Annotated in this window: 25 protein-coding genes and 1 pseudogene; 20 read left to right on the forward strand and 6 right to left on the reverse strand. The window is 45.9% G+C overall.

Features of this window, described 5'->3' with window-relative positions; genetic code table 11:
• Nucleotides 1–84: 84 nt before the first annotated feature.
• The 9 genes and pseudogenes from BBC0178_RS03335 to BBC0178_RS03380 all read left to right on the forward strand — a co-directional run bounded on the left by BBC0178_RS03335 (nt 85) and on the right by BBC0178_RS03380 (nt 7,973).
• Nucleotides 85–756 (forward strand): tetratricopeptide repeat protein, encoded by a 672-nt coding sequence (locus BBC0178_RS03335; protein WP_078039203.1) that lies wholly within the window; start codon nt 85–87, stop codon nt 754–756.
• Between the two features lie 3 nt (nt 757–759).
• Complete coding sequence (gene der / locus BBC0178_RS03340; protein ID WP_078039204.1) at nt 760–2,187, forward strand: ribosome biogenesis GTPase Der; 1,428 nt, start codon at nt 760–762, stop codon at nt 2,185–2,187.
• Between the two features lie 918 nt (nt 2,188–3,105).
• Nucleotides 3,106–3,753: pseudogene (locus BBC0178_RS12305) on the forward strand (cell wall hydrolase); the annotation flags it as partial.
• 235 nt (nt 3,754–3,988) lie between these two features.
• Nucleotides 3,989–4,408, forward strand: coding sequence for an AtpZ/AtpI family protein (locus tag BBC0178_RS03355; RefSeq protein ID WP_078039206.1), 420 nt, complete (start codon nt 3,989–3,991; stop codon nt 4,406–4,408).
• Between the two features lie 11 nt (nt 4,409–4,419).
• Nucleotides 4,420–5,178 carry a F0F1 ATP synthase subunit A gene (locus BBC0178_RS03360; RefSeq protein ID WP_077970718.1) on the forward strand — a complete coding sequence of 253 codons (759 nt, stop codon included), beginning with the start codon at nt 4,420–4,422 and terminating at the stop codon, nt 5,176–5,178.
• A gap of 57 nt (nt 5,179–5,235) precedes the next feature.
• Nucleotides 5,236–5,466 (forward strand): F0F1 ATP synthase subunit C, encoded by a 231-nt coding sequence (locus BBC0178_RS03365; RefSeq protein WP_075870187.1) that lies wholly within the window; start codon nt 5,236–5,238, stop codon nt 5,464–5,466.
• Between the two features lie 161 nt (nt 5,467–5,627).
• A complete protein-coding gene (locus tag BBC0178_RS03370) occupies nt 5,628–6,200 on the forward strand; it encodes a F0F1 ATP synthase subunit B (RefSeq protein WP_077970720.1) in 573 nt (190 codons plus the stop codon).
• Nucleotides 6,201–6,209: 9 nt separating this feature from the next.
• Complete coding sequence (locus tag BBC0178_RS03375; protein ID WP_077973457.1) at nt 6,210–6,689, forward strand: F0F1 ATP synthase subunit B; 480 nt, start codon at nt 6,210–6,212, stop codon at nt 6,687–6,689.
• A 1,017-nt stretch (nt 6,690–7,706) separates the two neighbouring features.
• Nucleotides 7,707–7,973, forward strand: coding sequence for a YodC family protein (locus BBC0178_RS03380; protein ID WP_078039207.1), 267 nt, complete (start codon nt 7,707–7,709; stop codon nt 7,971–7,973).
• A 252-nt stretch (nt 7,974–8,225) separates the two neighbouring features.
• On the opposite strand, the gene BBC0178_RS03385 is transcribed toward BBC0178_RS03380, so the two are convergent.
• The 5 genes from BBC0178_RS03385 to BBC0178_RS03405 all read right to left on the reverse strand — a co-directional run bounded on the left by BBC0178_RS03385 (nt 8,226) and on the right by BBC0178_RS03405 (nt 15,578).
• Nucleotides 8,226–9,137 carry a bestrophin family protein gene (locus tag BBC0178_RS03385; RefSeq protein WP_078039208.1) on the reverse strand — a complete coding sequence of 304 codons (912 nt, stop codon included), beginning with the start codon at nt 9,135–9,137 and terminating at the stop codon, nt 8,226–8,228.
• 167 nt (nt 9,138–9,304) lie between these two features.
• Complete coding sequence (gene glyS / locus BBC0178_RS03390; protein WP_078039209.1) at nt 9,305–11,599, reverse strand: glycine--tRNA ligase subunit beta; 2,295 nt, start codon at nt 11,597–11,599, stop codon at nt 9,305–9,307.
• On the reverse strand, nt 11,599–12,543 hold the full coding sequence (locus BBC0178_RS03395; protein WP_078039210.1) for a glycine--tRNA ligase subunit alpha: 945 nt from the start codon (nt 12,541–12,543) through the stop codon (nt 11,599–11,601). Before BBC0178_RS03395 ends, glyS begins: the two co-directional genes overlap by 1 nt.
• A gap of 136 nt (nt 12,544–12,679) precedes the next feature.
• The gene (locus BBC0178_RS03400; RefSeq protein ID WP_077970732.1) at nt 12,680–14,428 is read right to left on the reverse strand and encodes a tetratricopeptide repeat protein; all 1,749 of its coding nucleotides are present in this window, start codon (nt 14,426–14,428) and stop codon (nt 12,680–12,682) included.
• 133 nt (nt 14,429–14,561) lie between these two features.
• On the reverse strand, nt 14,562–15,578 hold the full coding sequence (locus BBC0178_RS03405) for a polyprenyl synthetase family protein (protein WP_225868338.1): 1,017 nt from the start codon (nt 15,576–15,578) through the stop codon (nt 14,562–14,564).
• A 173-nt stretch (nt 15,579–15,751) separates the two neighbouring features.
• On the opposite strand from BBC0178_RS03405, the gene BBC0178_RS03410 reads away from it, so the two are divergent.
• From BBC0178_RS03410 to moaB, 6 genes are all read left to right on the forward strand, one after another.
• Nucleotides 15,752–15,979 carry a putative signal transducing protein gene (locus BBC0178_RS03410; RefSeq protein WP_078039211.1) on the forward strand — a complete coding sequence of 76 codons (228 nt, stop codon included), beginning with the start codon at nt 15,752–15,754 and terminating at the stop codon, nt 15,977–15,979.
• Nucleotides 15,957–16,763 carry a tRNA1(Val) (adenine(37)-N6)-methyltransferase gene (locus tag BBC0178_RS03415; RefSeq protein ID WP_078039212.1) on the forward strand — a complete coding sequence of 269 codons (807 nt, stop codon included), beginning with the start codon at nt 15,957–15,959 and terminating at the stop codon, nt 16,761–16,763. The genes BBC0178_RS03410 and BBC0178_RS03415 overlap by 23 nt, the downstream gene beginning before the upstream one ends.
• Before the next feature lie 102 nt (nt 16,764–16,865).
• Complete coding sequence (locus tag BBC0178_RS03420; RefSeq protein ID WP_225868339.1) at nt 16,866–17,714, forward strand: S49 family peptidase; 849 nt, start codon at nt 16,866–16,868, stop codon at nt 17,712–17,714.
• 98 nt (nt 17,715–17,812) lie between these two features.
• Nucleotides 17,813–17,998: a hypothetical protein gene (locus tag BBC0178_RS03425; protein WP_077970738.1), complete on the forward strand. Its 186-nt coding sequence runs from the start codon at nt 17,813–17,815 to the stop codon at nt 17,996–17,998.
• Nucleotides 17,999–18,000: 2 nt separating this feature from the next.
• Complete coding sequence (locus BBC0178_RS03430) at nt 18,001–18,900, forward strand: 4-(cytidine 5'-diphospho)-2-C-methyl-D-erythritol kinase (protein ID WP_078039213.1); 900 nt, start codon at nt 18,001–18,003, stop codon at nt 18,898–18,900.
• 15 nt (nt 18,901–18,915) lie between these two features.
• On the forward strand, nt 18,916–19,446 hold the full coding sequence (gene moaB / locus BBC0178_RS03435; RefSeq protein WP_078039214.1) for a molybdenum cofactor biosynthesis protein B: 531 nt from the start codon (nt 18,916–18,918) through the stop codon (nt 19,444–19,446).
• A gap of 67 nt (nt 19,447–19,513) precedes the next feature.
• On the opposite strand, the gene BBC0178_RS03440 is transcribed toward moaB, so the two are convergent.
• Nucleotides 19,514–20,023, reverse strand: coding sequence for a hypothetical protein (locus BBC0178_RS03440; RefSeq protein WP_077970740.1), 510 nt, complete (start codon nt 20,021–20,023; stop codon nt 19,514–19,516).
• An 85-nt stretch (nt 20,024–20,108) separates the two neighbouring features.
• Here BBC0178_RS03440 and BBC0178_RS03445 point away from each other — a divergent pair, with 85 nt between their 5' ends.
• From BBC0178_RS03445 to BBC0178_RS03465, 5 genes are all read left to right on the forward strand, one after another.
• Complete coding sequence (locus BBC0178_RS03445) at nt 20,109–21,308, forward strand: PA0069 family radical SAM protein (RefSeq protein WP_078039215.1); 1,200 nt, start codon at nt 20,109–20,111, stop codon at nt 21,306–21,308.
• Nucleotides 21,309–21,343: 35 nt separating this feature from the next.
• A complete protein-coding gene (locus tag BBC0178_RS03450) occupies nt 21,344–22,036 on the forward strand; it encodes a ribonuclease HII (protein WP_225868358.1) in 693 nt (230 codons plus the stop codon).
• A 12-nt stretch (nt 22,037–22,048) separates the two neighbouring features.
• The gene (locus BBC0178_RS03455) at nt 22,049–23,008 is read left to right on the forward strand and encodes an L-threonylcarbamoyladenylate synthase (RefSeq protein ID WP_078040340.1); all 960 of its coding nucleotides are present in this window, start codon (nt 22,049–22,051) and stop codon (nt 23,006–23,008) included.
• Between the two features lie 5 nt (nt 23,009–23,013).
• Complete coding sequence (locus tag BBC0178_RS03460; RefSeq protein WP_078040341.1) at nt 23,014–24,423, forward strand: FAD-binding oxidoreductase; 1,410 nt, start codon at nt 23,014–23,016, stop codon at nt 24,421–24,423.
• Nucleotides 24,424–24,576: 153 nt separating this feature from the next.
• Complete coding sequence (locus BBC0178_RS03465; RefSeq protein WP_078039217.1) at nt 24,577–25,113, forward strand: DUF6101 family protein; 537 nt, start codon at nt 24,577–24,579, stop codon at nt 25,111–25,113.
• Nucleotides 25,114–25,374 lie beyond the last annotated feature (261 nt).

The raw sequence follows: 25,374 nt of genomic DNA on the forward strand, positions 1-25,374 counted from the left end.
TGACCTTTTTTCATGATAAGGACTACCATCTTTGTTAAATTATGCTTAAAAGCCCTAGAACGCCGTTTTTGACAGGAAAAGATAATGTCGAATGAAAGTTTTATTCGTGAGGTGAATGAAGAGATCCGTCAGGAGAAGGCGAAAGCCTTGTGGGGGAATTATGGCCCTTATCTTATACTGGCAGCTGTTATTCTTGTGCTCGGTACTGGCATTTATCAAATTTATGACCACTGGCAATCGTCGAAAGCCGGACGTATCGGGGATACACTGCTCATAAGCTTCGACCTTTCTGACGAGCGTAATTTTGATGAAGCATTGACAAAACTCGATGATGTTGAGAAATCCGGTTTTGGCGATTATCCTTTTTTGGCGGCTTTAAGAAAAGCGGCAATATTCATGAAACAGGGCGACGCTACCAAAGCAGTTGCCGAATTTGACAAGGTTGCCGGTAATAAAAACGCTCCCGAAATTTTACAAAAAGTTGCCAAAATTCGGGCAGCCTATATTCTTGTCGACAATGGTTCTTTCGAAGATGTCGAAAAACGCGTGAAAGATCTTGCAACCGATGTGGATTCAACACGCATTATGGCTCGTGAAGCTCTCGGGCTTTCAGCTTACAAAGCCGGAAAAATGGACGATGCCCGTTATTATTTCCAGAAGATTGTCGATGAAGGCATGGACGGCTTCAAAGCCACAGAACGTTCGCGTCTTATGCTTGAACTTATGCAAAGCTCAGGTGCTATAGCCAAGGAATAGAAAATGGGTTTGACCATTGCAATTGTCGGTCGTCCCAATGTAGGCAAATCGACACTGTTTAATCGTCTTGTCGGACAAAAATTGGCTCTTGTTGACGACACACCAGGTGTGACGAGAGATCGACGGCGCCATGCTGCTCGCCTGATGGATTTACGATTTGATGTCATTGATACCGCAGGCCTCGAAGAAGCCAAAAGCGATACACTGGAAGGGCGTATGCGTGCCCAGACCAAAGCGGCCATTGATGAAGCTGATCTTGTTCTTTTTGTACTTGATGCAAAAAGTGGCATGACGTCCAATGATTTGAATTTTGCCTCACTCGTTCGCAAGTCGGGTAAGCCGATTGTATTGGTTGCCAATAAAGCGGAGTCGAAACAGGCAACAGCAGGATTTTATGAAGCATGGTCTCTCGGCCTTGGCGAGCCATGTCCGATTTCTGCCGAACATGGGCTCGGCCTTCCGGATTTGCGCGACGCTATAGTCGAAGCTGTGGGGAAAGAAAAAGCCTTTGCTCGAACTCTTGAAGACGAAAAGCTTCGTCAGGACAAAACGACATTTGGCGAAGATATTGACGACCCTGAAGCGGATGAACCGGCTTATGATTCGACAAAACCTTTGCGTATTGCAATTGTCGGCCGACCGAATGCCGGAAAATCAACGCTCATCAATACAATGCTTGGTCAAGACCGTTTGTTGACCGGTCCCGAAGCAGGAATTACCCGTGATTCGATTTCAGTCGATTGGCACTGGAAAGATCGCGAGATCAAACTTTATGATACTGCCGGCTTGCGAAGGAAGTCGAAAGTCGAGGGAAAACTCGAAAAGCTCTCTGTAGCCGAAACATTGCGCGCCATCCGTTTTGCCGAGGTTGTTATCATTGTCCTTGATGCGACAATCCCGTTTGAAAAACAGGATTTGCAAATAGCCGATCTTGTAATTCGCGAGGGTCGTGCGCCGGTCATTGCTTTTAATAAATGGGATTTGATTGAAAACAGGCAGGAAACGCTAGCGCGATTACACGAGGAATGTGCGCGGCTTTTACCTCAAGTGCGGGGTTTGAGGGCTGTTCCTGTATCCGGCGAAAGAGGTGATGGGATAGCCCGCCTCATGGAAAACGTCGAGCTGGTTCACCGTATCTGGAATCGCCGTATATCCACCGGTAAGCTCAACAGGTGGCTTGCGGAAATAACAGCCTATCATCCGGCACCGGCTGTTTCCGGACGGCGTTTAAAGGTGAAATATATTACACAGATCAAGACCCGTCCACCTGTCTTCGTGGTTTCGTGTTCGCGACCGGAGGCTATGCCTCAGTCCTATCTGCGCTATCTTGTAAACGGCTTGCGTGATTCTTTTGACATGCCGGGCGTTCCGATAAGGCTGACAATGACCACCTCTGACAATCCGTTTGCCGGACGGGCTAAAAAACGCTGAGTCGTTTTTAAAAAAATTTCGTTTGCACATTATTCAGGAATATTAACAAATCGGCTTTGTGACTTTCGAAAACGCCGATAAACGCACAATTTCGACGTTAACCATTTTCGTAAATTAATGAAAAATTAATCAATAAAATCAACGAATAAGGTGGTTTTTGTTAACCATAAATAAAGGTTGGTCAGGCTATCTTCACACCCACAGAAAACAAGTTTTTCTTTTTGTTTTGCGTAAGCGTATTTGCGTTGGAGTGATGTGGTGTTTGAAGTATCTTTCATACCGTCTTTGCGCCGTCATGGTAACAAAGGAAAGCGGAGTGATGTGCTTCGCACCGCATCCTCTTATTACATGCCAGAGGGGCGTTTCTACGAAGCGCCTGTCATTCTGAAGCAAGAAAAACGGAAATTCCGTGTTTTGCCGCTTTTTCTTGGAGCAAGCCTTTCGGTTTTAGCAGCATCATCCATTCACAAGCTTGATATGGATGGGGGCTTTTCATCTCAAAAATCGGTTTTGGCTCATGATTCGAGAAATAAATCGATCAATGCCTCTTCGCTTGTTGAGCCGATGAAGGCTTCCGGTATCGAATTATCCGGAAATGTCCGGCCAGATTCGTTGAGCCAGAAAAAAATTGACCTCGCTTCCGACAATGATGCTTCCAATCCTGATGTCAAACGGGAAAAGAGTAAAGCTTTAGAACATGCAGAGGACGAAAGTTACAATATATCCTATAGTGACGAACCGGAATGGCTCTTGAACAGCGGCAGAATTACGCCGTTTTCAGAAAGTTTCCAACAGGTCGGTTCATTCGAGATGGCTCAAAGAACAGCCCCTGAAAATGACGCGTCACAAAATGATGTCGAGAAGAAAGATAACGCCGATCAAAAATCCGGGGCAAAAATAGCTCTCGTTATTCCTCAAAAAAAACCGGTCGCGAAACTTCCGGTTCCGAAGATTCTCAAGAACCTTGTTACCAACGACAATCCTGACGTGATGGCTCTTGCCTATGCTCCTGCCAACGCAAAGGTCGATACCAGCGCATTCGATAGTGTGCTAACGGAAAAACATTCCCAGATCGACCGTAATGGTCGCTTTATTCCGCCGATCGGGCGTAATGATCATGCCTGGGCTGCCACACCTTTGCCGCCCGAGGCTTTTTCGGCAAAAGAGCAGAAATGTCTGGCAGAAGCTGTTTATTTCGAGTCCCGCGGAGAATCAATAAAGGGACAAGCGGCTGTGGCTCAGGTTGTTTTGAACAGAGTGAGAAATCCGGCCTATCCGAATACGATTTGTGGAGTCGTTTACCAAAACACCAACTGGATCAATCATTGCCAGTTTTCATTTGCTTGTGATGGTCGCAAGCACAGAGTAACCGAAATAGCGCAATGGACTGTTGCCCAGCAAGTTGCGCGTGCTGTTTCGGCTGGTCAGATATGGTTTCCCGAAGTAGGTTCGGCTACTCACTATCATGCCGTCTATGTTCGCCCCCGCTGGGCACGCACAATGATAAAAGTGGACAAAATCGGCTTGCATATTTTTTATCGCACCCGCTATGGCGGCTGGATTTGATATTAAACTTATTCTTTTATCATGAAAAAACATTAAAAAACAATAAGTTGTGAATATTCTTCCGATTTCGTTGCGAACAAAATGAAGTTAACGGAAGCCTTTACTTTCCCGTTTAAAGAAAATTCCTTTTGATCTTGGGGAATGGCGGCTTGACGAATGCCTCTCGTAACAATATGTTGCGCCCAAACTCTAGAGGTCAGACCTTTACTTTGCATTTGGGATTAAGGGGCCAAATATGGCGAAAGGTGATAAACCTGATAAGCCTGAGAGAGGTACTCGAATACCGGAGCAGGGGAGTAGTCCTGAACCTTCGGATCTGGAAATACGCAGGCGAAATCTGCAAGAAAAATTGGCGCGTTATAACTCGGCCAAAAAACCGGATCATGAAGAGGGGGAATCTGGACCGCCAAAGGGGATGGCACAAGCAATCAGATTATCCAGTGAATTTTTGGCTGGTGTTGTGGTTGGTGTTATACTAGGGTTAGGTATTGATCAATTGGCAGGAACATCGCCGTGGGGATTGATTATTTTTCTTTTCCTTGGATTTTCTGCCGGAGTATTGAATATATTACGGTCGGTGGGGGCTGTGGCTCCCAGTCAAATTGGCAAAAACGGCGCATCGCGCCAAGATGAGGGGCCTAATAAGCCCGAGTAAAAGAGGTTAAGGTGTCAGCGAGCGGTCCAGATCCTATTCATCAGTTTCAGATGTCTAAGCTGATCAATATTTCTTTCGGAAATATGGATTTATCATTCACCAATGTTTCGCTCTTCATGGCAATAACAGTGGTTTTTTCCTCAATGTTCCTGTTTGCATCTTCTTCAAGTCGTGGAATTGTCCCGACCCGAATGCAATCAATTTCGGAAATTACCTATGAATTTGTTGCCAATATGTTGCGCGGTTCGGCGGGGGCACAAGGAATGCGGTTTTTCCCGCTTGTGTTTTCGATATTCATATTTGTGCTTGTAGCCAACTTTTTAGGTCTTTTCCCTTATTTCTATACCGTCACATCGCAGATCGCCATTACATTTGCTCTTGCGATGCTGGTCATTTTTACCGTGGTTATTTACGGTTTTATCAAGAACGGGTTCGGATTTTTGAGATTGTTTGTTCCGTCCGGTGTGCCGGTTATCATCTTGCCACTGGTGACAATAATCGAAGTTATTTCGTTTCTGTCTCGTCCGATTAGCCTATCCGTTCGTCTTTTTGCCAACATGTTGGCAGGACACATTACACTGAAAGTGTTTGCCGGTTTTGTTGTCTCTATGATAGGCTTGGGGGCGGCCGGCATCGGTGGCTCGATCCTGCCTCTTATAATGACTGTTGCAGTCACTGCACTCGAGGTTCTTGTGGCGTTTCTTCAAGCCTATGTTTTTACTATTCTAACCTGTATGTACCTTGCTGATGCGGTGCATCCCGGACATTGATGAAACTGGTGGGCTTCCACCGCTTTTAAATGCGATTTTGCTTCAAAGGAGAATGATATGGAATTAGCACTCGCAGCAAAATATATAGGCGCTGGTCTCGCCTGCTTTGGTATGGCAGGTACAGCTCTCGGCCTAGGTAACATTTTTGGTAGCTATCTTTCGGGTGCTCTTCGCAATCCGTCTGCTGCCGATGGTCAGTTTGCACGTTTGGTTTTCGGCTTTGCTGTTACAGAAGCTCTGGGCATTTTCTCGTTGCTCGTTGCTATTCTGCTTCTCTTCGCTGTCTGATAAGTAAATGCCTTTGGCTATTGCATTTGGCGAGGCAGGCGTAAAGCCTGCCACACGCTCTTTAGCTAGAGCCAAAAGCAAAAAGAAAAACCTTAAGCTGCCGCAAGGCTGTTACCATTTGTTTTTCAAAAGCATTGGAGCTTGTGAGAGGGTAAAACGGGATGTTTCTATCTAGCGCACTTGCGCAAACTGTCGAAACGCCAGTAGAACATGCGGGCGAAGCTGCACAACATGCAGGGCGTGTTTTTCCGCCTTTTGATTTTTCATACTACGAATCGCATATATTCTGGCTCATTATTTGTTTTGGCCTGTTTTATATATTCATATCCAGGGTCATTGTTCCGCGTATTGGTGGTACAATTGAAATCCGACGGGATAGAATTGCTTCCGACCATGATAAAGCGGAACGTATGAATATGGAGCGTGAAAGCGCCATTGCTTCCTATGAACGTGAGCTTTCTGAAGCGCGCTCTCGTGCTATTGCAATTGCACAAAGCTCCGCCGATGAAATTCGCAACAAGGTTGATGAAGAACGTAAAAAGTCGGAAGCCGAGCTTGATAAAAAGCTGGCAGAATCCGAAGAGAGAATTAAAAAAATCCGAAACAACGCTATGGGTAATGTTAACAAGATTGCCGAGACGACAGCAGCAGAGATTGTTGAAGAACTGATCGGAAAGAAGGTCAGTGCTTCGGCTGCAACGGCAGCGGTCAAGGCAGTAAGCGGTTTGGAGTAAAAAGTCATGATGACAGATACGTTCTGGGCGCTGATAGGATTGCTGCTTTTTATCGCCGTTCTTGTCTATTACAAAGTGCCTGCACTTCTTAATAGTTTTCTGGATAAACGTGCCGAACTCATTCGCAGTGAACTTGATGAAGCACGTCGCACGCGTGAAGAAGCTCAGGAACTTCTGGCTGTTTATCAGGCCAAACGTGAACAGGCGGAAAAGGAAGCAAAAGAGATTATTGCAGCCGCAAAACGTGAAGCAGAACTGCTTGCAAAAGATGCTCACCAGAAAATGGCTGATTATGTCGCCCGCCGTAACAAAATGGCAGAACAAAAAATTGCCCATGCGGAATCGGAAGCAATCGACGCCGTTAAAGCATCAGTCGTTGATATTGCTGTCGCTGCGGCAAAAGAAATGCTGGTCAAGGAAATTGACGATAAAAAATCGGCAAGTCTTATTAAGGACTCGCTAGCTGATGTCAAAGCCCACCTTAATTAAAATTCCGTCTTGAATACAGGGCGAAAAGATCACTGAAAACCACGCTTAATGCGTGGTTTTTTTGTGCCTTTTGACAACAAAGTTTTTCAGGCTTGGAAAAATAGCTCCATTGTTATTCGTTTTAAGACGGCAGTCGTGCGAAGCGCATTTTCCGCGGTAATCCATTTTCTTGTTGAGCCCTTTCGCGTTTTCGGCACGCACACCCGAGCGGGTGTTTGATGCCGATGATAACGCGTGACGTTTAATGCAGATGGTAAAGCACCAAGCCTAATGCTGGTGATAAAGAGCAAGGTTTAATGCTGGCGATGAAGTCCAAAGTTTAATGCTGGCGGTAAAGCGTCAAGTTTAATGCGAGCGGACAACGAGCAAAGCTAAATGCCAGCGATAAAGTGTGACGCTTAATGATGCCGATAAAGCACGAAGTTTAATACCGTTGCTGAAGCGTGACGTTTAATGCAGCCGATAGCTGCGAAAAACGGAAACGGGAACGGCAATATAGTTTGCGCTATAATGCCAGACCGAGGAGCCGGAAAATGATTGAAATTTTTGTTTCAAGCCTTGAAGGGGGGCTATCCAATTTTCGGTAATTGACTGCCCGTTATCAAATCTCTTTCAATTGCATTTGATAGCTCCGGTTTGGAAACTTCAAGCTGAGGTAGTTTTAGAAATGAAACGGAAAGAGAAAATGCCCGAGTGGAAGTGAAAATAGGTACAAGGAACTCTATTTTTCACGTTCCTATCATTTTCAAGTCGGGGGTAAGCAATTTCGCAATTGTGGTTGATAGTTTGTAGAACGACATCTCTCCCGATTGCTATATCTCTATTTTTCCCCAAGCTTCCGGAAATTTGCATGGCGTTTTCGAACAATTAAATATTTTTCTTTGCCTCATGGACAAATTATGGAAAGCAAAGCTAAAATATCTTCTGGTTAGAGCTTATATATAGTAAAACCTTTTTAAAAGTTTGAAGCTTTTGTGACGTTGGTTGTCAAAATTGGAGCGTTTAGAGGGATATAAAATGTTTAAAGCTGGCAATATTGTTCGGTTAAAATCCGGCGGTCCTAAAATGACTGTCGATAAAGTCAATAATAGCAAAATTTCTTGCGTATGGTTCAAAGATGAACATTTGAAGACGGCAATTTTCCGCAAAGACACGCTTGAGCTTGTGGACGAGGGAGAGAAGCGCAAATCTTCAAAGAATAAAAGCAAGATCAAAATTGAAGAAAATGGCAGGGCTATGGCCACATTCAAGGCCGCAAAAAAAGCCGATAAGAAGTCTGTCTAGATTTATGCCGATAAAAGTATCCGGTTTGTTAAAGAACCGTTTTGAATTTTTGCAAAACCGCTTTGAAACTTCTTTTGATTGAAGCAATCGTTACGTTTTAAAGCGGTATTTTATACGCCCGTTTCTTGTGTCGGTTTACATCATTTTACATCGTTTTGCCGGTCGCAAATCAAATCCCTGTAGCCCGCGTATTACTTTTGGCCGGACTAGCCCGATTACCAATCAATAGCGTTCCGACCTCGAATAGTGTTCCTATCTTAATATGAAATCGACCGGTTCAACAGGTTTTGGAAGAGGAAGGCCTAAAGCTGCGCAAACGTCACGCTCGATGATTGTTGCCATGGCATAAATCGGAAGGACATTATCGATATTGCTGAATGGTCTTTCCAACTCGTCGCTCAGCGCGTCAAGGCCAAATAGCGTATAAGCAACAAGGAGGCTTGCAACCGGTGTCCACCAACCGAGTATATCGGTAAAACCGAACGGAATGAGAAAACAATATATATAAGCCGTGCGATGGAGGAGAAGCGTATAAGCGAAGGGTACGCGCGTATTATTCAATCTCTCGCATGAAGTCTGGTTTTCGTTGAGCTCGGTCAAGCTTTTATCAAACATTTGATATTGGATATCGCTCAGAGCTTTTTGTCGATGCAAAGTTGCAAGGCACTTTGAAATCTCGTTCAGGATGAACGAAGGCTTATTATGACTTTCCTGATAGGCTTTAACAAATTCTTCCGGATAGTTAGAAACCAATGAGGGGAGAGAAGACGTACCCTTCAAATGGTCAACAAGGCTGTGGGAAAATGCGGACGTGAGCTCCAGTAGAGTTTTCCGTTCGGTTTCATGTTCAGTCAATACAGCGGTTTGGCGAATGAGATCGCGGGAGCCGGAAATAATTTTTCCCCAAACTTTCCGTCCTTCCCACCACCGGTCATAACAGGCATTGTTGCGGAAGCCCAGAAAGGTCGACAGCGCAATGCCAAGCATCATGAACGCGGTGCCGTTATTATAGGTCGGTATAACGCGGGGATAAAAATGGTGGGCTAATACCAAGGCTGTTGAAAGAATGAGAATTGCGACAAGTTGTGGCGCAATGGCCGGAAGAATAGAGCCATGTAATACGAAAAAAAGCCGCAAAAAACCCGGCCGTTTACGGATAATCATTTCATTCTCCGCTGCCGGTAAAACAATATCTAATCACCGGCAACTCTTAAATTTTATAATATTCTTTGTGGCCGTTTGAGGGCAATAAAGTGCGGGCACCGCCCGACAAACCCGATTTTGAAAACAATTCAAATCGGGGCTTGATCAGGCGGATTCCCTTGTAACTTTCAACCGGCAAGTTTGGAAAAATCGGCCACCTTTCCAGTCACTGTTGTGATGCGCTGCAAGAGCGACAACCGGTTTGCCCTTACTGCGTCATTATTGTCATTGACGAGTACTTTTTCAAAAAATGCATCAACAGGCTGACGTAATCCCGCAAGCACGAGCAAAGCTCCCGAAAAATCATTGGAAGCAATGTGGGATTTCACCTTGTTTTCGGCATCAACGATAGCCTTGAAAAGTGATTTTTCCTCTTCTTCAATGAAAAGCTCGGGATCAACATTTTCAGCAATCCGGGTTTTTTTCTTGATCTCGGCTTCCAGAATATTGAAAGCACGTTTGAAGCCGGCAATCAGATTATTTCCGTCATCGGTATTAATGAAGGAAATCAAGGCCTCGACGCGACGGGTAACCTGCAAGAGATCATCGTCATCATCTTGCATGACTGCATCGATAGCATCGTAGCGGGCACCTTCGTCTTTGAGATAAACATTGAGGCGCTCATGGAAGAAGGATAAAAGATCGGCGAGTACCGGCTCGGTTTTTGCAGCCACTTCCTTCTCGAGCTTCTTTTCCTCCATTGAAAGTGCATTATCGACATCTTCTGCGGCATCGGTTTCTTTTGCGTTTTCATGACGCAAACCGGATTCATAAAGGCTTAAAGCACGCTCTATCGTGTGGCGTGAAATAAGACCGATTGCCTGTTTGAAAATCGGCATAAGATGGATTGTCCAATCGCGCGCAAGGAGCAGGCGGATGACACCGAGACATGCACGCCGCAGCGCAAAAGGATCTTTCGAACCGGTCGGCTTTTCGTCGATAAGCCAGAAGCCTACAAGAGTGTCAATCTTGTCGGCAAGGGCAACGGCAATTGAAACAGGGGCACGCGGAACGCTGTCCGTTGGTCCTTGAGGCTTATAATGTTCTTCGATAGCTGCAGCAACGCTTGGGTCTTCGCCTTGAAGAAGAGCATATTTATGCCCCATGACGCCTTGGAGTTCGGGAAATTCTCCAACGGCTTCTGTTTGCAAATCGGCTTTTGCAAGGAGTGCAGCGCGTTTGGCAAGTTTGGCATCGGCGCCAACCAGCGGAGCGATGATTGAAGAAAGAGCGGTAATGCGCTCGACTCTTGCTCCTTGTGTGCCGAGTTTTGCGTGAAAGGTTACATTCAAATGGTCAAGGCGCGCCATACGTTGGTCAAGCGGCTTCTTCAAATCAAGGCCAAGTTTTTCCGCCGATAGAGAGAGCACGGAAAGATCGGGCAGGTTGTGCTGGTCGGTATGCCAGAAATACAAGGCATCCGACAAACGCGCCCGCACAACTTTGGCATTGCCTCGTGCTATTTCTTTGCCACCATCAGGTGCAGCAATATTGGATACCAATATGAAGTGATTGGATAGTTTTTGCTCTTCCCCTTGTTTGCGGGTGACAAAGCATTTTTGATTGATGCGGATGGTGAGCCGGATGATTTCGGCAGGAATTTGCAAAAAGCTTTCCTCGAATTCACCCATAAGAACGACCGGCCATTCAACAAGGTTTGAAACTTCTTCGGCCAGTCCCTCATCCTCGACCAGATCAAGCCCCTTGGCAAAACAAAGATTGCGTGCATCAGCAAGGATGATTTCTTTGCGGCGGTCGCCATCCAGAATGACCTTCTCGTTTTCGAGCTTCGTTACATAGTCTTCAAAACGACGAACTTCGATCGGCTTGCCATCACTCAAAAAACGGTGGCCATAGGTTATGTTGTTGCTCTTAAGTCCTGCAACCTCGAAAGGAACGACTTCCGTTGCATCATTTTCAGGCCCGAAAACGCACAAAATGTTTTTCAATGGACGGACCCAGCGCAAAGCATTCTGTTTTGTTGATTGCTTGCCCCAGCGCATGGATTTCGGCCAAGGAAAACTGCGAATGATATCGGGCATGATATCGGCAATAATTTCTTCGGCACTGCGCCCTTTTTTGGTAATTCGGGCGATATAGAAATCCCCTTTCTTGGGGTCGGTTTTAACTTCTGCCTCGCTTATATTGCTCAATCCGGCAGAGCGTAAAAAACCGTTTATGGCTTGCTCGGGAGCTTTCACGCTTGGGCCTTTGCGTTCTTCATGAACGTCTTTCGAACGGGCACTCAAACCTCTGATATCGAGTGTCAAGCGCCGTGGTGTCCAATATTCGCGCGCTGCCTCGTAAACAAGACCATTGTCAACAAGTCCGTTGGTAACGAGTTTTTTCAGGTCGCCTGCGGCTTTACGCTGCATACGGGCGGGGATTTCTTCACTAAAAAGTTCCAGAAGAAGGTCGGGCATCAGGCTTCTCCTTTGTAATTTGCGCCACCGGCGTCGGTTAACAGAAAAGCTTCGCCACAACGGCGTGCGAGATCACGCACGCGCAAAATATAGCTTTGCCTTTCGGTAACGGAGATGACACCGCGCGCTTGTAAAAGATTGAAGACGTGACTGGCTTTGATACATTGGTCATAAGCCGGCATGACACAAAGATGAAGTCCGCCTTTTTCTTGAGGTTTTCCTGCTTCCAGAATAGCCGCGCATTCGCGTTCTGCATCAATGAAATGGCGGTGCAAAAGTTCGGTATCGGCAAATTCGAAATTGAAACGCGAATATTCCTGCTCTGCTTGCAGGAATATATCTCCGTAGCTTATTTTATCGTCACCTTCGCGTCCGTTGAAATTCAAATCATAAACATTGTCAACGCCTTGGATGTACATTGCGAGCCGTTCCAGACCATAGGTTAGCTCTCCCGAAACGGGAGAACATTCAATGCCGCAAATCTGCTGAAAGTAAGTGAATTGCGATACTTCCATACCGTCGCACCAGCATTCCCAGCCAAGCCCCCATGCCCCCAAGGTCGGGCTTTCCCAGTCATCTTCAACAAATCGCACATCATGGAGATTTGTATCAAGTCCGATAGCCCGCAAAGATCCGAGATAAAGGTCCTGTAAATCATCCGGTGAAGGTTTGAGCAAAACCTGGAATTGATAATAATGTTGTAAACGGTTCGGATTTTCACCATAGCGACCATCGGTCGGACGGCGCGAAGGTTGTACATAGGCAGCTTTCCATGGGCGAGGTCCCAGTGACCGCAAGGTTGTCGCCGGATGAAAAGTACCAGCTCCCACTTCCATGTCATATGGCTGCAAAACAGCGCAACCATATTGCGCCCAATAATTCTGCAACGTCAGGATAAGACCCTGAAAAGAGCATTTCGGATCAAGATATTCGGGCAGGCTCACGATATTACCCTTTTGAGATTGATAAAAACATATCCGGAAAGGGAAATTCCGGCATGAAAAATGTCTATGCTTTCACGCCCCTATGGTCAAGAGACGAGACAAATCAAAACAGTTATATAGCGACAGCTTTGCCCGTTTAATTTTGTTTGCTATCGGTTTTTTCAGCAGATTTTTCCAATGCAGGTGTTTTTAGACCGGATTTCAGCTTTTCCTGAATTTTTGTCAATTCTTCCGGTTCGGGTTTTCCGGCAATTGCATGATTCCACTGGAATGTGGCTTCAAGTTTGCGTCCGACCATCCAATAAGCGTCACCAAGGTGATCATTGATGGTTGCGTCTTCGGGGCGTAATTTGACCGCGTTTTCCAATGTTTTGACGGCCTCGTCATAGCGACCGAGTTTATAATAGGCCCATCCGAGAGAGTCGACGATATAACCATCTTGTGCCCGCAGTTCGGCTGCTTTCTTGACCATATTCAAAGCTTCATCAAGTTTTTCATTGCGATCGATTAATGAATAGCCAAGATAGTTCAATACCTGCGGCTGGTTAGGATAGAGTTCCAGCGCTTTTCGAAAGTCCGGTTCGGCCTTATCCCACTCTTTCAACCGCTCTTCCGCCATGCCGCGTTGATAGAGCATCAGCCAGTTTTCTTGTTCAAGATGGGGAATGCGGGAAATTGCACGATCCATCACAGCAGCGGCCTTGTCATAAGCTTTGTCTTGCATATAGACGCCAGTCATTGCCATTGAAATGCGTTGGTCTTCCGGAAAATCTTTTTCAAGTGCCGAAAGGTGACGAATGGATTCTTCGCTCTTTCCCGTATCAGCCAGAATAAGCGCAAGTCTCAACTCCGCATCCCGATAATAAGGTGATTTAACCGGTATCTCCTGATAAATGTCGATCGCGCGGTTGTTTTCTTCCAGTTTGGAAGAAATATCGGCAAGCTGGAAAAGTGTTGCGTCATTGTGGGGACGGAGCGCTTCAGACAATTGAAGAAAAATACGTGCAAACGCCTCGGCACCCCCACGGTTAATGGCTGTGCCGAGATCATAAAGCACTTCGCTCGCACCTTCTTGCGGCGTTTTGACCACCATATCCAGAGAACTTCCGTCTTCAATCCGCTGACGGATGTTTTTCAATGCATCGCGTCCGGTAAGCATTTTTTCGCCTTCACGTAAGGTGGCGAGTGCTTCGTCGTGTTTATCGTTGCGCAATTGAAACGATGCATAAGAAATAATGATGCGCTCATAGGTGTCAGGTGCGGCTGCACCACCTTGGCGGTCGTTTAACGCCTGCTTGTAATAGCGCTCTGCCTCATCTTTATGTCCGGCAAGATCGTTCATCAGCGCCATATGATAACTCAAGAACAAATCATACCAAACCGGTCCGAGAAGATCTTTGACTTCTTGAATGGCGCCTTTTGTATTTCCTCGTCCGAATGTTGCCCATGCTCCCATCAATCCGGACGAAAGTTTATCCATGTCGGAGGGATCGGAAAATTCGAGCTCACTTTTTGCGCCAATGTAATTTTTTCTGATAAAGGCATCACTTGCAAGTGTAAGCCTGACATAGCGTTCCACATCAGCATTGCCTTTGAGCCGTTTTGCCTGTTTGACAGCGTCTTTGAACTCGCCTGCAGATAAAAGGGTTAAAAGCATATCCTGCTGCATGGATACGTTATCCGGTTCAAAACCGAGGGCCTGTTTGAAATAGGAAATAGCAAGATCGACATTGTTGTCGCTCGCTGCGATGCGACCTGCCAAATAAGCTCCGGCAAACGACCCCGCTTTGAGAGGTTCTTCCTTTTTTGCAAAAGCGGAGGCTGTCATCAAAATTGTGCCGGCAGTCAAAAGTGCAATCAGGCGAGTCATTTTCGCGGCTTGCATAGAAAAGATCCTTTTTCCAACATAAAACAGGTTGGCAACCTTTATAGGATATATCCAGCCAATTTGTTTAAAAATTCCATCAATTCCCCGTCATTTTTATAAGAATTTATAAGAACGCTGTTTTTGTGCGAAGTTAATTCACCCGGGAAATACAAAACTCGATCACTTCGCATAATGCTGCTTTTTCCTTGCCGGGTTTAAGCCCGTCAAGAGCCTTCAATGCCTCATTGCCATGATGGCGCGCTGCTTTGATTGTATCTTCAAGACTATGATGTTGTTTCATGAGTTTCAGCGCGTGGGCTAGCGCATCATCGTCATTTTTTCCCTCTTCGAGAGATTGTTTCCAGAAGATTTTTTCTTCATCGTCTCCACGAATATAGGAAAGAATAACCGGCATGGTAATTTTGCCTTCGCGGAAATCATCTCCGGTATTTTTACCCAGATTTTTGGAATTGCCGCCATAGTCAAGTGCGTCATCGACAAGCTGAAAAGCAAGTCCGAGCGAAGTCCCGTAATGTCTCAAAGCCTGACGTTCTTTTTCCCCACATCCCGCAATGATAGGGCCGACTTCTGCTGCTGCAGAAAAAAGCGCGGCAGTTTTGGCATTGATAACTTTGAGATACTCGTCTTCTGTTGTCGTCAGATGCTTTGCAGCCGCAAGCTGCATAACTTCACCTTCTGCAATAATTGCCGCAGCATTTGCGAGCACCGACAAAGCGTCCATCGAATTGACTTCAACCATCATCTTGAATGCTTGCCCAAGCAAAAAATCGCCGACGAGAACACTTGCCTCATTGCCCCAGATCATTCTGGCGGTGGATTTTCCCCGACGCATATCGCTATCATCGACAACATCGTCATGAAGAAGAGTTGCTGTGTGCATAAATTCAACCGCTGTTGCCAGCTTGATATGCCCCGACCCCTGATAACCGAACAAGCGTGCAGAAGCGAGGGTCAACATCGGTCTCAATCTCTTGCCGCCGGAAGAAATAAGATGGTTCGAAACTTCAGGAATCATTTCCACATCGGAACCGGCCATAGCAATGATAAGTTCATTTACTTTTTGCATATCATCTTTTGTAATATCGATAAGCGGCTTTATAGACGCCTGATATTCGACTTTTTGACCTGTTTTGTTCTCAACAACCAATGCCCATTCTCCTGAAAAATCTTTTGATTTTTGCCTGCACCTTAATAAACCAAGCTCATCAACTCAAGCGTGATATTGCTTGAGATAGCGCGTTTCAAAAATTATTTAAGGAAAAATACCATTTTCTCGTATAATTGCATGTCATGCCGATAAAAAATAGGTGACTTGACTTTATGATCGAACTATTTGCCACCAATGATATTGTGCTCATTTCATTTGTCGAAAGTCTTATGAAATCGGCAGGCATACTTTATTTTGTGACCGATCAGAATACCAGTGTCGCAGAAGGGTCTCTCGGAGCGATCAGACGGCGATTTCTGGTTGGCGAAGAAGATGCTGAAGAAGCAAGGCAAATTATGGTAGATGCAGGCTTGGCCCATGAACTATCACAAAGACAATAAATTAAATACTTCGTCCTTGAACGAAACAATCGATGTTTTCCATCGTGGCGGATTTTATTTGGTTCAGCCCAAAAGTGGCGGGCATCGTTCAGGCATGGATGCAATGTTGCTGGGCGGGCTCGTGCCAACCGATTTCAAGGGAAAAATTGTCGATCTCGGCGCCGGTGCCGGTGCTGCCGGTTTCGCTGTTGCCTCCCGGTGTAAAAATGTCGAGGTTACTCTCGTTGAACGCGCTGCGGAAATGGTCGATTTTGCGCGAAAAAGCATTGCACTTCCGGAAAACGCGGCAATTGCGCCACGGATCAATGTTATTTTGGCCGATGTAACTTTAAGGGGCAAGCAAAGACAAGAGGCGGGGCTTTCTGACAATGCTTTCGATTTTGCAATCATGAATCCGCCTTTTAATTCACCTTTTGACCGTAAAACACCCGACAATTTGAAAGCCGAAGCGCATGTTATGTCTGATCATATGTTTGAAGACTGGATTCGCACTGCTGCGGCAATCATAAGACCTTCGGGTTATTTGGGGTTGATTGCGCGGCCACAATCTTTGGCAGAAATTCTCAAAGCATTTGAGGGGCGCTTCGGTGATGTTCTGGTATTTCCGGTTCATTCGCGCAAAAACGGCGCGGCAATTCGCATTCTCGTTCACGCCAAGAGAGCAAGCAAAGCACCGCTTTCTCTGATGCCAGCACTTTACATTCATGATGATGATCTTCATGCTTTTTCGCCGCTCGTCGATGCAATCAATAATGGTAAAATGAGTATTTGGCAGAGTATTTGAGCGAAATTTTAACAAAATATTGCCTTTTGCCATTTACATCTTAAATGACAATGGTGCATTTTTTTAAGCCATTAAAGCAGATTTTTGTCAGGAGTTTAAACTTTGTCAGGCTTTTTCAAACGTTTTATTCCACGCCGCTTTCGTTCCAATGCTGTCGAGATTCCGGTTGTGCGGCTGCAAGGGATGATTATGGAAGCTTCTTCCCCTTTGCGTCAAACTTTATCACTGAGTTCTTGTGCAAACGCTCTTGAAAAAGCATTCTCAGACAAAGAAGCTCCGGCTGTCGCTATTTCTCTCAACTCTCCGGGTGGCTCTCCTGTTCAATCGCGCCTGATTTACCGTCGCATTCGTGACCTTGCGGAAGAAAAGCATAAACGCGTTCTGGTTTTTGTTGAAGATGTTGCTGCATCCGGTGGCTATATGATTGCTTGTGCCGGAGACGAAATTTTTGCAGATCCGTCTTCGGTCGTTGGCTCGATCGGCGTGGTTTCGGCATCCTTCGGTTTTCCTGAATTGCTCAAAAAAATCGGTGTCGAACGCCGCGTTTATACAGCCGGCAAAAACAAAGTTTCGCTTGACCCGTTCCAGCCCGAAAAAAAGGCGGATGTTGATCACTTGAAAGCTCTGCAACTCGAAATTCATGAAACCTTCATCAATCTCGTAAAGGAAAGTCGGGGTTCCAAACTTGCCGATGACCCCAACTTGTTTACCGGCATGTTCTGGACGGGCAAAAAGGGCAAGGAGCTTGGCCTTGTTGATGAACTTTCCGATTTGCGTTCTTTGATCAAACAACGTTATGGGCACGATGCCAAAATGCGTCTTGTTTCAGCTTCGAGAAGCTTGTTAGGGCGCAAAACTCCGGCAATTTCGGCGGGTTTGGTCTCGTCAACTGTTGATGGTCTTATCCAGTCGGCAGAAGAGAGGGCTTTGTGGCAGCGCTATGGACTTTAAAAAGACAAATTCTTAAAGGAAGATATAACAATAGTCGTTTCAAGACTTGATTTGCGCTCATTAATTATCAAATAATGAAATGGGAGCTAAAGGTGAAAATGTTGAGATTAGTTATTTATGGTCTGATTTGTGCAGCAGCACTTTATGCCTATCGTGCTTTCAAGCGCGAATCTGAACGCGTCGCTTTGCGTGTAAAACATGCCGAGGATGAACGCCGGACAGGTGCAAATGGTACATTGGTGAAAGATCCCGAAACGGGTGAATATTACGTTGAACGGGATTAAACGTGCCTTTCAAGGTTGCAAAATCCGCAACAATTGTAACACCAATTAAAATCAATCTGGCGCTCCATGTGGTGGGGGAGCGCAACGATGGTTATCACCTTCTTGATAGTCTGGTCTGTTTCAGCTTTGAAGGTGATGTTCTCTCTTATAAACCTGCCAAAACAAATAGTTTTTCCATTATTGGGCCTCAATCTGTCGCGCTCACGGTAGATGCGGACAATCTGGTTTCAAGAGCGCGCGATGTTTTTGTTAAAAAGTTCCCGTCGAAGTCCGAACCTTGTCAGCTCATCCTTGAAAAAAATCTGCCTGTTGCTTCCGGTATCGGCGGTGGTTCCGGCGATGCTGCCGGTGTCTTTGCGCTTTTAAAACAGCAATGGCAAATCGAAGCATCCGATCAAGAACTTTTTGAACTCGGTTTGTCATTGGGGGCCGATGTGCCGATGTGCCTGTCGGCTTTTTTAAATCGTCAATCGATTCGTGTGTCGGGTATCGGCGAAAAACTTCAGCCGGTTGATTGTTGTAGAATTCCGATGGTGCTTGTCAATCACGGGCAGTCCATTTCGACACCGGAAATTTTTAAACTTTTGGGTAACAGGAAAAGCGCAGCGCTCGATATTGATGTTTCAAATTTGTCCAATCTTCATTCACTTGTGAATGAGCTCAACAAAACACATAACGATCTTTATGAATGCGCGCGCTCGCTTGCACCAGAGCTCGATGATGTGCTGGCGCTACTTGATAGGAATGGCGCTCTTTTGTCACGCATGTCAGGATCAGGTGCAACGTGTTTCGGCATTTACGAAAATATCAAGAGAGCGGAAGAGGCGGCAAGAAAGATAAAATCACAAAAACCGGACTGGTTTGTAAAAGCAGTCGAGACAACGGGCAAAATAGACGAATAATCAGGAATGAAAATCATGAGTCATATTGATGAAAAAGCCAAGATGGAATCGCTCAATATTGCGGTTTTATCAGTGTCGGATACACGTAATTCTAGCGATGACCGGTCGGGAGATGTTCTGGAAGAACGTATCAAATCCGCAGGCCATAATTTGGCAAAACGCGATATCGTTCGCGACGAGATTCCTGAAATCCGTAAAAAAATTGTTGATTGGGCGGCTGATCCCGACGTTGAGATTATCATCACAACGGGCGGCACTGGTTTTACCGGACGCGATGTTACACCGGAAGCAATAGAACCACTGTTTGACAAGCGGATGGACGGATTTTCGGCTATGTTCCATAAAGTTTCCTATGAGACAATCGGCATGGTGACAATCCAATCACGTGCAACAGCAGGACTTATCAATGGAACATTTGTTTTTTGCCTGCCCGGTTCAACAGGTGCCTGCAAGGATGCGTGGGATAATATATTGAAAGGTGAGCTTGATAGTCGCCAGCGCCCGCATAATCTGGTGATGCTTATGCCGCGCTTGACAGAACGATAAGAAAACGAACGATTTTGTTTGTAAGCTATTGATGAAAAACGGCTCTTTTAAAAAACAGAAGAGCCGTTTATTTTTGTTTCGTGGGGACAGAAATCTGAATCGGTAAAACCACTGGTCTAAGACTGTTTATCGCTTTTTTTAATGCTGTTTCATTGTCGGCATTGTCAATAAGCTTTTCTTTCAACACAACTAAGCCGCATTCCATCAAACGGGTCTTTTTGAAAAATTTGGGCAGGAGTGATGTTTTTGATAAATCGACAGAGCGGAAACGTGCAGGATTTGTCTCCTTCTCGACATAACGGCTTAAAATTTCACGCCATTGGTCGAGTAACCGTGCACCTGGTGTGAGAAAAAGCAACCATTTGCTTTTGGCCGCCATGATCGCTTCGCCTAGTGTGCTTTTGGGGAGATAGCGACAGCCGGTATCATTCGCAACAGTCTGCAAGACATTGCTGTGATTTTCAGACCAAAGAATAACCTCGCTAACAAGACCGAAAACGCTCCCCGATACAAGCATTGCTAGTGTATCGGCAAGAGGATCAATATCTTCATTCGCGTGAATAATTACACTAACCATATTGTTTCAATTAAAGCATTATTCTTGCAAAAGCACGCAAATTTATGTTCTTGTTTTGTTCCTATTAACATGATAGATGGGAAGGATGGGAAAAGCAGCGATCAATCAACATCTGGTAAATGTCATGGCAAAGGCCGACCAATTGGCTTTCAACGCGATGTCGACCGATGGTGGAAGAATGTTGCTTGATCAATCTTTACTTCGTACAGAGGCTCAACAAACAAGGGGAAGGGGAGCAGCGCTCAATCCTGCCGGAAGGTTCGAGAAACAGTCAGGCGAACGGTTTTATGACGGTTGGGATTTGGATGAACAGCTTTCTCCGCTTCAAACGTCTGTGGAAACTGAAAAAGCCCGTACGATTATTACGCACAATGATTCGCCCGATATTTTCTTCGATCGTTCGATCAATCCTTATCGCGGGTGCGAACATGGTTGTATCTATTGTTTTGCACGCCCGACCCATTCTTATATGGGGCTCTCTGCGGGAATTGATTTTGAAACAAAATTATTTGCCAAACCCGACGCGGCAAAACTTCTGGAACGGGAATTATCAAAACCTGATTATAAAGTTCGGCCAATTGCTATCGGAACCAATACAGACCCTTATCAGCCAGTCGAAAAAAAATGGCAGATTATGCGACAAATTCTTGATGTATTGGATAAATGCAACCATCCGGTTTGTATCACAACGAAATCGGCACTTATTGTAAGGGATTGCGATATTCTTGAAAGAATGACTGAGCGAAAGCTTGTCCGTGTGGCTTTATCCATCACTACATTGGACAGAAAGCTTGCTCGCCTCATGGAACCGCGTGCTGCAACACCGGAGCGACGTTTATGGGCAATCAAGGAATTGACAAAAAAGGGCGTGCCCGTAAGCGTTATGATGGCGCCGGTTATTCCCGGATTGAATGACCACGAAATAGAAAATGTTTTGACGAGAGCGAAAGAGGCCGGTGCGATTGACGCCGGTTATGTTATGCTCAGATTACCTTATGAGGTTGCTCCGCTCTTTAAAGACTGGTTATTGCGCGAATATCCCGACCGTTACAGGCGGGTTATGCAGCTTCTGCGTGATATGCGCGGTGGCAAGGATTATGATGCGGATTGGAAAACGCGTATGTCCGGCGAGGGGCCGTTTGCCAAACTCGTTGCCGACCGTTTTCGTCTGGCACGACAGAGACTGGGGTTGCATGAACGCCACCAAAAGCTCGAGATCGGGCTTTTCAGACCGCCGTTGAAGGTAGCAAAACAGTTGTCATTTCTTTTTGACGACAAAATTTGATAAACATTTTTCTGAACGTTTACGAATTGCCAGACTTGCGCAAAAACCTTTGTAATGCGATTAGATTGTCCATGTCTCACAAAAACAATGATTTGCTGCTATTCCACGATATTCCTTCAATGCCCGATTATGCAATTGAGGAACGTCTTATTGCAAAAGGCTATCAGAATATAGCCGGAGTGGACGAAGTCGGGCGGGGACCCTTGGCCGGTCCTGTGGTGACAGCTGCAGTCATTCTTGACCGGAATAACATACCCGAAGGCTTAAATGATTCCAAAAAGCTTTCGGCAAAGAAACGGGAAGCACTTTATGACAGGATTTTGCGTTCGGCATTGGCCGTATCCATTTGCAGCCTGTCGGCAAGTGAAATTGATCGCACAGATATCAGAAAAGCTGCTCTTGAAGCCATGAGACGAGCCGTCTCCTGTCTGTCTGTCAAAGCGGATTATGTACTGGTTGACGGGCGGGATATTCCCCCGAAACTTGTTTATCCCGCTCAGGCACTGATAAAAGGTGACGGGCGCTCCCAATCTATTGCGGCGGCATCCATTATAGCAAAAGTCACGCGTGACCGGCTAATGGAAAAAGTGGGGGAAGTTTATCCTGCTTACGGTTTTGAAAAACATGCCGGATATGCAACAGCATTCCACCGCGCGGCAATAGAACATGAAGGGCCTGTCAAAAGATTGCATCGCTTCAGTTTTGCCCCGATTAAAGGCGCATTCTAGAGGGTTGATATGATGATTATTCTTGCCTCGTCAAAAGACGCTGTTTCAAAAGCTGTTTCCTATCTTGATAAAGGGGAGCTCGTGGCTCTACCGACCGAGACTGTCTACGGGCTTGCGGCCGATGCTACAAATGGAAAAGCGGTTGCCAATATATTCAAAACCAAAGGACGCCCGCAGTTCAACCCGCTGATCGCGCATGTCAGCGGTATGGATATGGCGGAAGATATTGTCGAGATTGATGATATTTCAAAAAAGCTGATGGACGCTTTCTGGCCGGGGCCTTTAACATTTGTTTTACCGCTCAAAAATAAAACTTCGATAGACCCTCTTACCAGTGCAGGTTTGAAGACGCTCGCCGTTCGCAATCCTGTCGGTATATTCGCAACAATAGTAAAAGAACTCGGCCGGCCGGTTGCAGCCCCGAGCGCAAATATTTCCGGCCGTTTGAGTAGCACATCTGCGAAGGATGTTGCCGATATGTTCGGCGAAAAAGTGCCGCTTATCGTTGATGGCGGTCCGACACGTGTCGGTGTTGAATCCACCATTATCAAGGTCGTGGGCGACCATATTTATCTGCTTCGTCCGGGTGGGCTTGCGCCCGAGAAAATTGAAAAACGAACAGGGATCAAGCTTGAAAGGGTAGACCAGCGAGCGGCCATTGAAGCTCCGGGCATGTTGAAATCCCATTATGCACCCAATGCATTTGTGAGACTTGACGCTAAAGACGTGAAAAACGGAGAAGCACTTTTAGCATTCGGAAAACAACAAACCTTGAATGCCAGAAGTGCTGTGGCAACGCTCAATTTGAGCGAAGAGGGCAATCTTGAGGAGGCGGCCAGCAATCTGTTCCATTATTTAAAGGAACTTGATAGAAAAGATGTTAAATGTATAGCTGTCGAACCGATACCTTTTACCGGCTTGGGCGAGGCTATCAATGACCGGCTTCAACGCGCGGCAGCACCAAGGAAATAGAAATGATAGACGAAAAGCTGATTGAACGTTTTATAGAAATTGTCGGTGTCAATCACGCTTTGGTGGATCAGGATGTGATTTCGTCCTATCTGGTCGAACAACGCGGTCTTTATCATGGGCGTACCCCTCTTGTATTGCGCCCATCCTCTCCAAAAGAAGTTTCGGAAATTATGAAGCTTGCGAGCGCAACCGGGACGCCCATTGTTCCACAAGGGGGAAATACCGGTCTTGTTGGAGCACAACAACCGGACGAAACTGCTAACGAGATTATTGTTTCTATGGAGCGGTTGAACAGGATCCGCTCGATTGATGTCGAAGGTAATCTGGCATTGGTCGAAGCCGGAGTGGTTCTCCATACATTACAGGAAAAAGTTGACGAGAAAGGGCGCTTTTTTCCTTTGTCACTTGGCTCGGAAGGCTCTTGCCAGATTGGCGGAAATCTTTCTTCCAATGCCGGTGGCACGGGTGTTCTTGCTTACGGCAACACGCGCGAACTCTGTCTGGGGCTTGAAGTTGTCCTTCCGGATGGCCGCATTCTCGACGATTTGCGCTATGTCAAAAAAGATAATAGCGGCTATGATTTGAAAGACCTGTTTATCGGCGCAGAAGGAACGCTTGGTATTATCACCGCTGCCGTTATGAAGCTTTTTCCAAAACCGCAAGGAAAAGCGGTTGCCTATGCAGGCATGAAAAGTCCGGAAAAAGCGTTAGAGCTTCTGCTCCTTGCCCAGAAAAAAGCCGGTTCCATGTTGACCGGTTTTGAACTTATGGCCAAGGTCGGCATGGAAATGTCTCTAAACTATGTCAAAGGAGCTCGTGCACCACTCGAACATGAAAGTGAATGGTATGTGCTTCTTGACCTTTCGTCTTCCCATAGTGACGGTGAAGCGAATAATACGATGGAAGATATTCTTGCAGATGCACTTCAACAGGGAATTATAGAAGATGCATCCATTGCCCGATCGGTGGGGCAGCAGAAAGAATTCTGGCGGCTTCGCGAAGATATGTCACCCGCGCAGAAATTGGAAGGCGGTTCGATCAAACACGATATTTCGGTTCCGATTGCCTCTATTCCGGATTTTATCAGCGAGGCGGCAAAAATTATTGAAACGATTTCGCCCGGCGCCCGCATTGTCTGCTTTGGTCATATGGGCGATGGAAACCTGCATTATAACGTGTCGCAACCGGTTGGCGCCGACAAACAAGCCTATCTTTCCCTTTGGGGCGAAATGAATCACCGTATCCATACATTGGTTATGAACTATAATGGTTCATTTTCGGCCGAACATGGGATTGGACAATTAAAGCGCAAGGAACTTGTTGCCTTCAAATCTCCGGTAGCGCTTTCTCTCATGCGGTCGATCAAACAGCTATTCGACCCGAAAAACATTATGAATCCGGGAAAAATGCTATAAGTTTTGGTGAATAATAACTTAAAGTGCTGTTTGTAATTCGATAACCAAAAAACAAACCAATAATTTTTTAACCTAACCTTTTAACAAACCGATTAACAAACCCCGCTATGGTGATTCCCGATTGAATTGACGAGGATATTGGGGACGAATTCTATGGCCACTCAATGGGCTAATCAGGCAAAAGCAGGACTTGAACTCAGGCTGGATCCCTGCCATCTGCCACAATATGTTTCTTTCGATGTGCAAGGCAAAACTGTTGTTTGTTCATTGAATGAGCGTGGTGCGGCATTAAAAATCGAAAATGGAAGCAGCACTTCACGTGTGTCGCGTCTGGTACTTGCCCATCAATTCAGAGGCGTTGCAGCGCGCGCTGTCAGGACCTCTTCAGGGCAAAAAGCAGTTTCACTTGAACTCTTGCATCGAAATCATGAAGCCTGTATACCGCTTCTGGTTTCGCGTGATCTTGATGATGTGCTCCTCGATTGGCGCCTTTGGGCAGATATTTATGATCTTCCAATGTTGCTGGTTAATGACGATGGAACGGTTATCCCCGTCAAGGATCGGTCGCCGCTCGAACATTTTTTCGGCAAAAAGCCGCATGAGAACAAGCGGAAAAACTTTCTATTGAGATGCCGCGGCTACTCTTTGGGAATAAGACTGGTTATCAATAATCAGGTCATGCTTGGATAAGGCTATTCTTGCAATATTTTTTTGGAAGAGGGGGGCACTTCTTGCGGCTAACGGTAACTGTTAGAGTAAGAGCCAGAAGCAATCGCATTTTTTGCTTTGCTTGAACCATTTGCGGAAAACGCGGAATTCGTAATCGAAAATCACGTTTGGGAAAAAGCTCTTTTCCTGCAAGCTTATCCACAGAAGCCGGTTATAGCTCAGAATATTCGGTTGGCTATTCCAATAAAAAATACATGGAAATTTTTCTGAATAAATTTCCCC

It is taken from the genome of Ditibartonella apihabitans, assembly GCF_002007485.1.
GTDB lineage: Bacteria > Pseudomonadota > Alphaproteobacteria > Rhizobiales > Rhizobiaceae > Bartonella > Bartonella apihabitans.

What these genes read in the sequence shown, in the direction of transcription:
- BBC0178_RS03455 (WP_078040340.1), top strand. Translation starts at nt 22,049, where the DNA reads ATGATTATTCTTGCCTCGTCAAAAGACGCTGTTTCAAAAGCTGTTTCC.
- BBC0178_RS03465 (WP_078039217.1), top strand. Translation starts at nt 24,577, where the DNA reads ATGGCCACTCAATGGGCTAATCAGGCAAAAGCAGGACTTGAACTCAGG.
- BBC0178_RS03415 (WP_078039212.1), top strand. Translation starts at nt 15,957, where the DNA reads ATGAACTATCACAAAGACAATAAATTAAATACTTCGTCCTTGAACGAA.
- BBC0178_RS03380 (WP_078039207.1), top strand. Translation starts at nt 7,707, where the DNA reads ATGTTTAAAGCTGGCAATATTGTTCGGTTAAAATCCGGCGGTCCTAAA.
- BBC0178_RS03375 (WP_077973457.1), top strand. Translation starts at nt 6,210, where the DNA reads ATGACAGATACGTTCTGGGCGCTGATAGGATTGCTGCTTTTTATCGCC.
- BBC0178_RS03335 (WP_078039203.1), top strand. Translation starts at nt 85, where the DNA reads ATGTCGAATGAAAGTTTTATTCGTGAGGTGAATGAAGAGATCCGTCAG.
- der (WP_078039204.1), top strand. Translation starts at nt 760, where the DNA reads ATGGGTTTGACCATTGCAATTGTCGGTCGTCCCAATGTAGGCAAATCG.
- BBC0178_RS03400 (WP_077970732.1), bottom strand. Translation starts at nt 14,428, where the DNA reads ATGCAAGCCGCGAAAATGACTCGCCTGATTGCACTTTTGACTGCCGGC.
- glyS (WP_078039209.1), bottom strand. Translation starts at nt 11,599, where the DNA reads ATGCCCGACCTTCTTCTGGAACTTTTTAGTGAAGAAATCCCCGCCCGT.
- moaB (WP_078039214.1), top strand. Translation starts at nt 18,916, where the DNA reads ATGAGTCATATTGATGAAAAAGCCAAGATGGAATCGCTCAATATTGCG.
- BBC0178_RS03365 (WP_075870187.1), top strand. Translation starts at nt 5,236, where the DNA reads ATGGAATTAGCACTCGCAGCAAAATATATAGGCGCTGGTCTCGCCTGC.
- BBC0178_RS03385 (WP_078039208.1), bottom strand. Translation starts at nt 9,137, where the DNA reads ATGATTATCCGTAAACGGCCGGGTTTTTTGCGGCTTTTTTTCGTATTA.
- BBC0178_RS03445 (WP_078039215.1), top strand. Translation starts at nt 20,109, where the DNA reads ATGGGAAAAGCAGCGATCAATCAACATCTGGTAAATGTCATGGCAAAG.
- BBC0178_RS03440 (WP_077970740.1), bottom strand. Translation starts at nt 20,023, where the DNA reads ATGGTTAGTGTAATTATTCACGCGAATGAAGATATTGATCCTCTTGCC.
- BBC0178_RS03370 (WP_077970720.1), top strand. Translation starts at nt 5,628, where the DNA reads ATGTTTCTATCTAGCGCACTTGCGCAAACTGTCGAAACGCCAGTAGAA.
- BBC0178_RS03425 (WP_077970738.1), top strand. Translation starts at nt 17,813, where the DNA reads ATGTTGAGATTAGTTATTTATGGTCTGATTTGTGCAGCAGCACTTTAT.
- BBC0178_RS03410 (WP_078039211.1), top strand. Translation starts at nt 15,752, where the DNA reads ATGATCGAACTATTTGCCACCAATGATATTGTGCTCATTTCATTTGTC.
- BBC0178_RS03355 (WP_078039206.1), top strand. Translation starts at nt 3,989, where the DNA reads ATGGCGAAAGGTGATAAACCTGATAAGCCTGAGAGAGGTACTCGAATA.